This is a genomic window from Marseilla massiliensis, from assembly GCF_023336985.1.
Lineage (GTDB): Bacteria > Bacteroidota > Bacteroidia > Bacteroidales > Bacteroidaceae > Prevotella > Prevotella intestinigallinarum.
Genome location: NZ_JAMBLP010000045.1, coordinates 1 through 11,084 on the forward strand (window position 1 = coordinate 1; position 11,084 = coordinate 11,084).

Here is an 11,084-nt window from a genome sequence, read left to right on the forward strand (position 1 = left end):
ATATCTTAAACAATGTTATAAAAAAGTAGCTTAATATAAGTTATCCAATATATTTCCGATGCGCCATTTTTACATTGTTCTGATTTACCATAGCGTAATGCAGGGTCGTGTCAATTTTGACGTGGCCAAGCAACCGTTGCACTTGCTCTATTGGCATACCTTTGTCGATGGCCATAGTAGCCAATGTGCGCCGGAACTTATGAGGATGCACCTTGACTATGTTCACCCTGCGTCCCAACAGCCGTAGGCGCACTTCCACACCATTGATTGTAAGCCGAGAGTGGGGCTTTGACAGTGAAACGAACAGAGCCGGATTATTGTCCGTGCGGCTGCTCAGATAGTTTTGTAAGTGGATTTTTGTGCGAGCGTTGAAATATACTTCACGCTCCTTGTTCCCCTTGCCAAACACCACGCATTGCCGCTCATGAAAATCAATGTCGTCACGGTTAAGATTAACCAATTCACCCACACGCATACCAGTACTTGCCAGTAGGTCTATCATGGCAATGTCACGAATTTCTTGACAACTGTCACGCAGCACCTCCATGTTCTCATCGGTCAGCACCTCTTTTACAAGGCTTTCTGTACGCACTCGGTGGATGCGGCGCACAGGGCTTTTCACAATATAGTCTTCATCTTCCAACCAAGCAAAGAATGAAGAAAAGATGCGGCGCATATTGTCGATGGTAACACGGCCAACCTTTCGTTGTTCCTGATAGTTAGACAGATAGCAGCGTATATCATTGGTGGAAATATCGCGAATTGGCTTTCGCACAGTGGAAAATAATGTTTCGATGGTTGATTGGTAATAATCAATGGTTTTGTCGGAACACCCCTCTATCTTCTTCGCGGATAGAAATGCTTGCAAAAGTTCGGCATTAGCCTTTACTTGACGTTCTTCTTCACTGGCGGAAGCTATAACTTCATAACTAGCAAATGCCTGTGTAAGTGTGTCCTCCAACAAATCAAGCTGCCCTTTGGATAAAACATTGGACATTTCGTCCACAACGATCTGTATAACTGTTCTTTTCATCTTCTATGTTTTTAGGTTTATCCTATATATATAATATAGAAATGGTTGCAAATGACAACGATAAATGATAATTTAGCGATACTTGACCGTTCATCAACAAGGGTAGAAGCTCATCGCGCCGCTTAGTAAGTGCTTCAATTTCACGTTGCCTCAATAATTGTTCATCAAACATAGGTCTTACAACATTCACAAATAAACTATATACTTTCTCTTGAAAGGCGAACTTAAAATCGGCCAAATCGCCTATGACAATATAGGGAATGGAAGATCCATGTTTGCCACCACTATAAATTGGTTGAAACAAGTATTTTAATGTATAATAGAAAAAAGAAATGTCATAAGGCTTCTCATCTAAAACACAAGCGTATGTTCTTTGATACAAATCAAACTTTCCTTTATAGAAACCAACTCGGCCTGTGTAACTTCCATTTCCTGAAATCAGCACAACATACCCATCATAAATATATTCATTTGACGTGATTGGTTCTGGTGCGCAAGAGAAAAATTTATAATCACCAGGAATTGCTTTTGACACATCTTTTTTCCCTGTAAAAATCCTCATAAAATCTTTTATCGTTTTATAGTTCCAGTCCTTCGGTATTTCTCGTTTCAACTTCTCATTCCAAACCATTTCACCACCACTTGATTTATAGGGACGTCCGTTTTCATCGGGAAAGTCGAATTGCACAAACCAATAGTCGTAAAGCTGCTTTGCCATCTTCTCTAAATTATCATTTATCGAAATGGATAGCTTCTGTTTTATGTCATAATTCGCACATAAAGGATAATTATAACGCTATAAACAAGGAAACATATGAACAGAATTTTCACCCATCGGTTAGACAACCACACTCCTTTGTTCTTTTCAAGCATACGGGCAATGCGTTCCTCGTGTTCCTTTTGCAATTCAAGTTGTTTATCCCGATGAGCCATTAGTTGCCTGCCCACTTCCACAACAAAGTTTGTGCAAATCTCGTTCAATGACTTTAAGGTTTGCGGATGCACCTGCGCACCGATTTTCTTTGATTGCAGTTCCTTTACAGAATTGTTGAAACCTGTGATAATACTATCTGCACGGTCGATAGCAGCGTTAAGCGCTTCGGTCGCCCGTTCCAAATCGGCTATCTTTTCAGCAAGGCCGTTTACTTCTTGCGTAACTTTGTTATCGTTATCAACGCTATTAATAAGGCCGTTTATGTCTATTTTGTCGGATTTTCCTTTACCTATTCCCATTGTCATTTGTTTTTGAGTTATTCGTTTATCTGCGTAAGCCTTTCCTGCGTTTGCACAGGCGGTTGGCCATTTGAGCGCAACGGCGTGCCCATTCGCGTTCATCCTCATCTTTATCCTTTCCCCAGTCGCTCATGTCAGAACCTCCACCGCCGCTGGATGCCGCCATACTCGTCGCACCGTCAAGGTATTCATCGAAAAGGAGCAGGGCGGTCTTTTGCACATCTTCTATGGTCGCAAACGGATTATCATCTGGCATGAAACATTCCTTGCAGATAATTTCATACGCTTCTTCTGGAATGGCTACGTGGTAATGGTGGTATTCATCCGTTGAAATGTCGTAATGCTTTACAACTTGTATCGGATGACTTGCTTGTGCTTTTCCTTGCAATGTAGTAGCTGTCCGTTTTTCTTGTTTGACATTTGGATTTGCCTGAATATTCTGGCCTCCATGCAGACGTGCCCATGTAGCTTTTATCTTTGACGGCATGAGATGTCGGCCCTTGCCGAGAATGGACGATTTGTAAGCGGAATTGCCTGACAAGACAGAATAACCGCGCACATTGCCGTTGTTATCCTCTTGGATGTGTATGCCATAGCCATACTCTTTAAGTCCGGCTGCATAGCCTGCCCAACTGAACTCCGGCAACGACCGTAGCACATTCATGCACGTATCGGCAATCTCCAACCTGCGGCGTTCATAAATGTCTTTCGGCTGTTCCCATCCACGCCGTTCATTTATAATGTACGCAGCAGACATTGCCCGTTCCGCAATCAAATGGTCGTCATTAACTTTGCCGTACATATCCACACGGTTCACGTCAATGTGCAGGTGGGGAATGCCACTTTTCGCATCGTGATGGAGCGCAATCACGTACTGGCTGTTCCTTACGTTAGTGGACTTAGCACTGGCACGTTTAGCCTTTTTCGACAGGTCAATAGAATCGAAAACTTGGATGTACTCGTTTGCCAACCTTGCCCAATCGTCCAACGTCCACCCTGCGGATTCCCCTTTGGTTGGGGATATTTCCATTCTTATCACATTACGTTTGAGCGGTCTGCCCTTATTGATTGTGCTGGCAAATTCCTTTTGCTTGAGTACCATGCGTTGATACATGGCTTCCGCCGATATGTCCTCTGGAAGGAAGTTCACTTTCACTAATTCCGCCTTGTCTTTATTGACCGAATAGCGGACGGCATTTCCGCCGTGACTTATGGTGGCCGCTTTTGCTATCATTTGGCTGGGTATTTATTGGGTGATGTATTCCTGTATTTCATTCCAACGGGCTATAAGAGCAACGGCAGCACGCATCCATTGTTCAACGAAACGAGTGTCTGCAAAGTATTGTGCACGCTTGCTGCCCTGTATGGACTTGACGGCAGCGGCTATGCGCATGAGGTCACCCCGTGCATCGGACAGACTGCAAAGGGCTTCCACTTCCTTTTCGGTAAGCCGCCGTCTTGGTCGCTGCCCCAAAGCGCATTTGCGGATGTAGTCACTCAATGTCAGACCACAGGTTTCGGCAAGTTCTGCAGCCTTTGCATACTCGTTATCCGTTACCCGAGCTTCCAAACGTCGGGTACGTCTTAAAACTTTTTTCTCGTTTCCGTTTTTCTTTTCGGCTTCGTTTATCGATGTCATGTCTAATAATATAAGGTAGTACAACAGATTAAAATTGGTCAGCCCGTTGCGAGCTTGCGAGCGGCAGTAATAGCTTATGTTGCATGGAAACGTGAAGCGTTTTTGTGCGACATAGGCAATTCTTGTAACAGAGCAGACACGAACGTCGGATAGGCCACAACTCACAGAATGGGCGATTTGTCTTGAGTCCTTATAACTGTCTAAAACAAACGTACTCCGCTACATTTTATCCGTAAAAAGGCGACTCCAGACTGTATCGCTGATAGGCCCAACCACCGACACAAACTAATGCTTTTCCAAAAGGCCATGAATTGAAGCGTGAAAGGCCACGTTTCGCAATGCAAGAAGCCGTCTTTTGAAAGCCAATACACGGCATATTGCAACGGTATCGATTTCACCATGTTTTACGATTCATTTTCACCTTGAACGTTATCTGCCGAAATAAGGGATAAAGGAGGCTGTCCTCTGTTGCAACAGACGGAGGTGTCCGACTTTATATTTTCAGCATTTGACACATCGGTAGTAATATCGTTCCCGCCACAATCATCCTTGCCAATCTCACAGGAATGATTGTACCGCTCTTTCATGCTCACATAATACGGGTTGAGTATCTTCTGATTGTCCGCATACCACGCCGACACACAATGAATGGTGTGTATGCTTGTGCGATTGCTCTGTTCGGATGTGACAATACCCAACCACGCCATCTTGTCAAGCAACCTTGAAACGGTCTTCTTGTCATAGCCTAAACGGGTGGCCAATTCCACTTCCGAAAGGGCAGCTTGCCCGATGTGTAGCGTTATGGTAAAGCCTTTCTTCTCGTATTTCGTTTCCGTAATAACAGTAGCGTCAATAAGGCATTTCAATGCTTTCATGCGGTCGATACCATATTTACTTCCTGCCAGAAAATCAAGCTGGCTACTGGAAAGCACTATACAATAATAAACGTCTTTTTTCATCTTCAACTCTATTTATTGTTCAACTAATTCTAACTGAAATTGGTCAATGAGCATTTGCAAACTCGGACACCTCTTTATCATCTTTTGAAGTGTCATTGTGGGGGCTCGGTCATCAGCAGGAAGTCGGCTATATCCAAACCTTTTCCCTTTTGTTCGTCTGTTGCGTACCGCTCCAATATTTGACTGAAAACAACTTTTGAACAGATGGAAAAAAGCAGATGAGCTTTCTCCTGCCAAACGTTTTTTGCACCCAAGTCGGGACATAGCATAACTGCACGGCCTTTCAATACACTAACGGTGTCAGCCTTAAAACAGCCGTGTATTCCTCCGGTGGCCAGCCATACAAAATCAGGCATGAAGTGGGTGGCAATCAAAGCGGATTTCTCACTTTCAACAATAGCAACCGCTTTTGCTGGATAGTCAGCTAATAGATGTTCTCCGAACAAACATTGCTTCATGTTAAAGTGCTCAAGTCCCAATTCCGTATGCACCCAACTCACATAGCTTCTTGGCTCTTTCACTCGATGTCCTGTCGCCGGATTATACAGCATAATCTTTCCGGCTCGCACTCTTCCTTGTCTGTCAATCTGCCAGAAGACTGTGGAACCTCCCCATTTCTTGGATGTCCCGACATGGTATAATTGGAACAGCCGAGAGGCTTCTTTTTTACCAAACATCCCCGTAAAGAAAGAGAATAAGGGATTTCTTTCATAGTTGGTAAGTGAACGGCACATGAAGTTGCTGTCAATGTAATCTGTGGTTTTTGGTTGTATAACTTTTGCCTGTGGTTTCCACGGCTTCCTTTCCTCCAATATGATAGGATTATCTTTGAAATAGTTCGATGGTTTGTAATGGTATTGACACGAATGTTCGTGGTCGCACCGACCTACATAATCAGGAAATATGATTTGCCCCTCAGTATCAATATACTTGACAAAGCACCGCTTCCTTCCGCATTTTGGGCAAGTCAGCTTCGAACCTCGTTTGTATTTTTGAAGTGTAAATCTGTATTCAATCATAGTCTTTCTGTTTATAAATGCAGTCCGTGCAGTTTGCAGTTATTGCAGTTTTGCAGGAATATCGGTGCCGAAACTGCAAACTGCAAATACTGCAAGGTGCAAACAATGTGGATTATTGCAGTTTCTCATATTCGCCTCTTTTGATTTTCCTGATTACCTTTTTGGCGGCAAGGTCGTTCAACACATACATCACAGTCCTTTCCGACATTCCGACTTCTTTTCCAGCCTGGACAGCCTCGGCTGTGGTAAACAGTGACGGCACGAGGTCAAGCAATCCTTTCTTTTGTGGCTCTATACTTTCCATAATCATGAATCTTTGGATGTTGGAGTAGCAATCCTCAAAATAAGAAGTCAGTCTGATTGCTGATTTCGTAGAGTCAATATCCACAAAATCCTTATGAATCTCGCCACAAGCCCATCGGAGTATTTGGAATACTAAAGCCAGACGGGCTGCAATTATTGGTGTTTTCATTATCCGACTATCCACCAAACCATCATCTTTGATTTGATTTACATTGTGGATTAATTCATTGCGCCAGTTTGTGAAATAAGCACCAGCCTCTGTGGAAAAGTTCAGTACGTTCTGTAAAGTACAATCATTATTCTCATCCGATATGAAACTAATCTCGCAAATACGGTTGATTACATCCTCCCACAAGGCAGAATATTTTTCAAATGATGAGGATGCGGAATCTTCATCCATTTGCCAATCAGGTATTTCCTGCGATGACGGATAGACGAATATGATTCTATCCAACAAACCGTTGTCCTTGTAGCCTTTATCCACCAATTCATGTACACGGGTGGTCTGCATCGTGCCGACTATATTTATAAAAGGCCGCTCAATATGGATGGGTATCGGCATACTGCATCTTGACACATCGAGTGGTTTACCGCTGAAGGCAGTCAGTAGTTGCTCTATCAGTTGTCCTTTGCTGTATTGGTTCACGGCATTGAACATTCCCATTATTTCATCCACATATACGGCTACTCCTCTCGGATTATCGTCAAGCGCACGTATAAGAGCTTCAGGAGTAAAGTCCGAAATGATGGTCCGTTTCAAAATTGGCTTAGGCGGCAATGGTGGTCTCTCGTCTTTCTTGCCTTTCTGACTTTCGAGTATTGAATCATGATATTCCATATCTGCCTTGAATTGTTTTATGGTCTTGGCATCTCGCTTCCGTATAGGACGAAAAGCAAAATCCAACGGTGGCGTTTTCCCCATGCCAGGCCGTCCGACCAAAATCATGTATAAGATAGGGCTGCTAATCCAACCGCCACGAATGCGGATGTTGACGGCATTGCCAATGGCCGTTGATGCAGCAGCCAGAAGAGAAGCCATCGTGTATTCTAAGGAATAGTTCTCTCGACGTGACAATGCCAGAACCATGTCCTGCAACTTGTCAGGAAATGCGTCCAAAGGTATTTTGCTTCCAGTAACACCTTCAAACTCCATTCTGATGCTGTTGCACAATTCGAGCGGTTCCATTAGAACGGCCTGTTTCGTTTAGATTTGATGAATTGAGCCGCTTCTTCAGCCAATTCTTTCTGTGATTTCCGCTTACCGTCATGAAGCCATGCGTCAATCTCTGATTTGAGAAACATGATACGTTTGCCTCTCTTATGGTATGGAATCTGATGACAGCTCGTCCACCCGTAAACGGTTTGTTCCGCCGGATGGCTGGGCAGATATTCACATAGCTCTTTAAGGTTCATCCACTGGTCTGCAGATTGTGCTTGTGGAACACTATTCAGACCGTCTAATTTGGAATCAAGTTTATTCAGCTTGTCTATCATCCATGACATTGCCTTGGGCAAATCTTCAAATGTAATGTTCTTGTCGTCCATATCGTTATCAGTTGATTTTTGCCGCAAAGTAAAGGCAAATAGTAATACTGATTTATGGATGGTAAATGCCACATAAAGAAACATCATGGGTTCATAAGAATCATAAGCGAAATACACTGATTATCAATATCTATAATGACAAATCCCATTATTAGATTTTTTCGCTTATGCCTCTTTCCATAAGGAAATCATCATCGTGTCATATAGCCGTGAATATAAAAATGGGCAGATATAAAAAGCCATCCACATATAAATGCAGATGGCATATGAGATTAAATGAATATATATATGCTTAAATTTACCCAACAAAAGCAAGTATAAAAATTTGGGAGTAGTCTTGTGGATATTTATTGATTAAACATTAAAGTACCAATTTTGTGTATATGCTTCGTCTATTGTTTGCAAACGATATCCACGAGGAGTGATTAGCCCTTTTTTTATTAGAGAGTTAAAATCTTCGATGGATCTCTCAAATTTTTTAAGGGAATTCTTATCCATCTTTATTTCTTGCTGTTTTATTGTTTCCAATAATTGCTTTTCAATATTTTCCATTTTAAATAAATTTACGAGTATGGACAAAAATAGAATTTCTCATATTATATGTATCAAGATAATTGAGCAGCAATTTATAATAATTTCTTATTTTAGTATTATATTCTTCTTTATTTGTATAATCTTCTATTTGCAAACCTAACTCTTCTAATTCTTCTATATTTATAGGTCTTCCATGTGATTTCCATTTTTTATTATCACCTAGATTTGCGGCAATATCTTCTGCTCTTTGCTTCTTTTCTTCAATTGTTACTTCTTTGCCATTTGATTTATGTTTACTCCAATTTTTGAATTTGTATTTTACAAGCCATTTCTTTAATAGCTCAACGGTTAGTTCTTTCGCTTGTTCATAAGCACGCAATTCAGCCAAGTCAAAATCTTTTAATATTAAAAATTCAGCTTGAGTTAATGTATTATTCTTAGCTTTATCTATAAATTCATTTATTTTATCTAAATATCCTAATGCGGGAACAAATTTTCCATCTTTATTTCTTATCTGAGGGTCTATTGGCCCTAAAACTGAAAAATAGTCCATCCATATTTCATCTCCACTCATACAAAAGATAGTTCCTGCACTGTATGCGTAATCTGGAATAATAAAAATAATTTTATTATAGTGCTTTCTTATAATATTTACATAGCGTTCTACCGCAGTAGCACTGCCGCCCGTTGTTGTTAAAATAACAGCAAGTTGTTCTTTATTTGTATCTTTAGCGATATCTTCAACAATATCACGTAAAACATTTTCGTTTCCGTCCATTATAGAACCGTAATATGTTAAAACATCGCAATTCAATGTTTCTTCAAGATTTAGCAGCGTGTTATTTAGCAAATCTTTTAATGCCTTATTTACAGGTTGTTCCATTACTTTCAGTTTAAAGTTTTGCAAATATACTAAATTCTATTCATATTAAAGCATTCAATATAAAGCTTTTCATTTAAATACTATTTGGCATATCCAACTTTATTGTCTTGGTCGCTTCTTCCTTTTTCGCATCAACCACTTTGGCATACACCTGCGTAGTTCGCACATTTGTATGACCAAGCATTTTGCTGACAGTATAAATGTCAGTACCTCCGGCGAGTTGCAGGGTCGCATACGAATGTCTGAAGCAATGGTAGGTGATGTGTTTCGTTATCCCTGCTTCAGCAACCCATTTCTTAATTGGGCGGTTAATCCATGATGGGTCGGGAAGTCCTGCAAAAACCAGTTGCTCACCGTCCTTACGTTCACCGCAAAGCTGAAATGCCTGTTCGGATATGGGCATATACTCAACGCCTTTTGTCTTTTGTTGGGTAAAATTCAAGCGGTAACCGCCATTAAATTCTTCAATCTCTGACCACTTCAATTTTTGTATGTCGCAATGACGGAGTCCAGTTAAGGCAGAAAACAGCGAGGCCCGTTTTAATAATGGGTCGCATGGTGTTTGCGCCAGACGGTTTAGCTCTTCAACCGTCAAATATTCCCTACGGCTCTCCCTTCCTTGAATGCCTTTGACCTTTGCAGAAATATCAACGGTAAGATATCCATCAATAAAAGCCTGCTTCAATGCAGCCTTGAATATTGAGAAATAAGTGGATGCCGTGTTTTGGGAGAGTGTGCCGGTTTTAGTGCCTCCTTGTGGAGCATTGAGAATAAATTGACGAAACGATTCTACAAACTTCATGTCTATATGTGAAAAAGGAATGGCATTATCTTTTGAATAAATTTTCAACAGTTCATATACACGGTTCCAGTTGGATATGATGGAATCGGAACTATGTGCATGACGGGTGCGCTGCACATGGTCAAAGTATTCAATGAAATTGCAACGTGAACGCTCCAACTGCTCAGCCTGTTCTGCATCTGTTTCGGAATAGAGTGAGGCATTGTCGTATTCCTTTTGGCGCAGATTTCTTACTTTGTCGGCATAAATGCACACCTCTTGGTCTAATTGTGACTTGCATTGGATGATACCGTTCAAGTCACGTTTAGGCTTATAGGTGGTTTTGCCGTCCTTATCAGTCCGAGCATTCCGAGATTTATCCCAAATGGGAGTGGTGATGGTGCGGTTGAGATATTCACGCACTCTTTGAGGAGTGGGCTTGTCTGATTGAAAGACCGGATAGGCTTCAACGTACAAATACCATTCCTCACGGTATTCCGACTTACGGAGTTTCACCGAAACACGTGTGTTTGTCAATGCTTTCTTCATTGTTTCGCTCCTTTATACAGGTTATCAATTTCTTTCTTCGGCACGTAAACAAAGTTTCCTATCTGCCGGGTGGGGATAGAGTATTTGCGGATATGAAGATACACCGTGCTGTCGTCCAAGTGATATTTCTTGGCTATCTCACCAATGGTATAACAGTCTTTAGGTTCCAGACTGTAAAGTTTGGCAACGGGCTTTGATTTTGTCAAGGCTTTCTTGCGCAACGGATAGAGCTTCATCAATTCATCCTTGCTGACACGAATTTGTCTTTGGCCAGCATTCACACTTGAAATGCTACCCTTGCGAATCAGGCGATATAAAGTCTCCTTACTGATTCCAAACATGGCATAGGCTTCGGGAACTGTAATATAATCTTTGGACTTAGGTATCTTCTTAACTACTTCATCCAATCGTTGCATCCTCTGTTCTTCATCTTTACGGCGTTTCCACGCAATCTTGGAACATCTTGGAGAACAATACCAAGATTCAATGGTCTTTGCTTTGAACGGTTCTCCGCAGACCTTGCACCTGCGTACTATCTCGAATTTTGCTGCTGGCATATCTATCTTTGAAACATAAATTATTTATTATCAACGCCGACAATATAGG

11 protein-coding genes and 2 pseudogenes are annotated in these 11,084 nt (G+C 41.6%); all 13 read right to left on the reverse strand.

The window, feature by feature from the left end:
* Positions 1 to 40: 40 nt before the first annotated feature.
* On the reverse strand, positions 41 to 1,033 hold the full coding sequence (gene xerA / locus M3089_RS15445; RefSeq protein WP_249085169.1) for a site-specific tyrosine recombinase/integron integrase: 993 nt from the start codon (positions 1,031 to 1,033) through the stop codon (positions 41 to 43).
* Between the two features lie 22 nt (positions 1,034 to 1,055).
* Positions 1,056 to 1,799, reverse strand: a pseudogene (locus tag M3089_RS15450) (restriction endonuclease subunit S); the annotation flags it as partial.
* A complete protein-coding gene (locus M3089_RS15455) occupies positions 1,793 to 2,266 on the reverse strand; it encodes a hypothetical protein (RefSeq protein WP_249085173.1) in 474 nt (157 codons plus the stop codon). The pseudogene M3089_RS15450 and the gene M3089_RS15455, both read right to left, overlap by 7 nt.
* A gap of 25 nt (positions 2,267 to 2,291) precedes the next feature.
* Positions 2,292 to 3,500 carry a relaxase/mobilization nuclease domain-containing protein gene (locus M3089_RS15460; RefSeq protein WP_249085175.1) on the reverse strand — a complete coding sequence of 403 codons (1,209 nt, stop codon included), beginning with the start codon at positions 3,498 to 3,500 and terminating at the stop codon, positions 2,292 to 2,294.
* Positions 3,501 to 3,512: 12 nt separating this feature from the next.
* The gene (locus M3089_RS15465; protein WP_249085177.1) at positions 3,513 to 3,905 is read right to left on the reverse strand and encodes a plasmid mobilization protein; all 393 of its coding nucleotides are present in this window, start codon (positions 3,903 to 3,905) and stop codon (positions 3,513 to 3,515) included.
* A 404-nt stretch (positions 3,906 to 4,309) separates the two neighbouring features.
* Positions 4,310 to 4,864, reverse strand: coding sequence for a MarR family winged helix-turn-helix transcriptional regulator (locus M3089_RS15470; RefSeq protein ID WP_249085179.1), 555 nt, complete (start codon positions 4,862 to 4,864; stop codon positions 4,310 to 4,312).
* Between the two features lie 12 nt (positions 4,865 to 4,876).
* Positions 4,877 to 5,883 (reverse strand): annotated as a pseudogene (locus M3089_RS15475) (DUF6371 domain-containing protein).
* A gap of 112 nt (positions 5,884 to 5,995) precedes the next feature.
* Positions 5,996 to 7,372: a DUF3987 domain-containing protein gene (locus M3089_RS15480; RefSeq protein WP_249085181.1), complete on the reverse strand. Its 1,377-nt coding sequence runs from the start codon at positions 7,370 to 7,372 to the stop codon at positions 5,996 to 5,998.
* The gene (locus M3089_RS15485; protein ID WP_249085183.1) at positions 7,372 to 7,731 is read right to left on the reverse strand and encodes a helix-turn-helix domain-containing protein; all 360 of its coding nucleotides are present in this window, start codon (positions 7,729 to 7,731) and stop codon (positions 7,372 to 7,374) included. The genes M3089_RS15480 and M3089_RS15485 overlap by 1 nt, the downstream gene beginning before the upstream one ends.
* 354 nt (positions 7,732 to 8,085) lie before the next feature.
* The gene (locus tag M3089_RS15490; protein ID WP_249085185.1) at positions 8,086 to 8,283 is read right to left on the reverse strand and encodes a hypothetical protein; all 198 of its coding nucleotides are present in this window, start codon (positions 8,281 to 8,283) and stop codon (positions 8,086 to 8,088) included.
* Between the two features lies 1 nt (position 8,284).
* Positions 8,285 to 9,148, reverse strand: a complete 864-nt coding sequence (locus tag M3089_RS15495; RefSeq protein ID WP_249085188.1) for an SDH family Clp fold serine proteinase — start codon at positions 9,146 to 9,148, stop codon at positions 8,285 to 8,287.
* 73 nt (positions 9,149 to 9,221) lie between these two features.
* Positions 9,222 to 10,478 (reverse strand): site-specific integrase, encoded by a 1,257-nt coding sequence (locus tag M3089_RS15500; protein WP_249085190.1) that lies wholly within the window; start codon positions 10,476 to 10,478, stop codon positions 9,222 to 9,224.
* Entirely contained in the window at positions 10,475 to 11,035 is a 561-nt protein-coding gene (locus tag M3089_RS15505; protein WP_249085193.1) for a helix-turn-helix domain-containing protein, read from the reverse strand. The genes M3089_RS15500 and M3089_RS15505 overlap by 4 nt, the downstream gene beginning before the upstream one ends.
* Positions 11,036 to 11,084: the final 49 nt, after the last annotated feature.

What these genes read in the sequence shown, in the direction of transcription:
- M3089_RS15465 (WP_249085177.1), bottom strand. Translation starts at nt 3,905, where the DNA reads ATGACATCGATAAACGAAGCCGAAAAGAAAAACGGAAACGAGAAAAAA.
- M3089_RS15505 (WP_249085193.1), bottom strand. Translation starts at nt 11,035, where the DNA reads ATGCCAGCAGCAAAATTCGAGATAGTACGCAGGTGCAAGGTCTGCGGA.
- M3089_RS15470 (WP_249085179.1), bottom strand. Translation starts at nt 4,864, where the DNA reads ATGAAAAAAGACGTTTATTATTGTATAGTGCTTTCCAGTAGCCAGCTT.
- M3089_RS15500 (WP_249085190.1), bottom strand. Translation starts at nt 10,478, where the DNA reads ATGAAGAAAGCATTGACAAACACACGTGTTTCGGTGAAACTCCGTAAG.
- M3089_RS15455 (WP_249085173.1), bottom strand. Translation starts at nt 2,266, where the DNA reads ATGGGAATAGGTAAAGGAAAATCCGACAAAATAGACATAAACGGCCTT.
- M3089_RS15485 (WP_249085183.1), bottom strand. Translation starts at nt 7,731, where the DNA reads ATGGACGACAAGAACATTACATTTGAAGATTTGCCCAAGGCAATGTCA.
- xerA (WP_249085169.1), bottom strand. Translation starts at nt 1,033, where the DNA reads ATGAAAAGAACAGTTATACAGATCGTTGTGGACGAAATGTCCAATGTT.
- M3089_RS15480 (WP_249085181.1), bottom strand. Translation starts at nt 7,372, where the DNA reads ATGGAACCGCTCGAATTGTGCAACAGCATCAGAATGGAGTTTGAAGGT.
- M3089_RS15490 (WP_249085185.1), bottom strand. Translation starts at nt 8,283, where the DNA reads ATGGAAAATATTGAAAAGCAATTATTGGAAACAATAAAACAGCAAGAA.
- M3089_RS15460 (WP_249085175.1), bottom strand. Translation starts at nt 3,500, where the DNA reads ATGATAGCAAAAGCGGCCACCATAAGTCACGGCGGAAATGCCGTCCGC.
- M3089_RS15495 (WP_249085188.1), bottom strand. Translation starts at nt 9,148, where the DNA reads ATGGAACAACCTGTAAATAAGGCATTAAAAGATTTGCTAAATAACACG.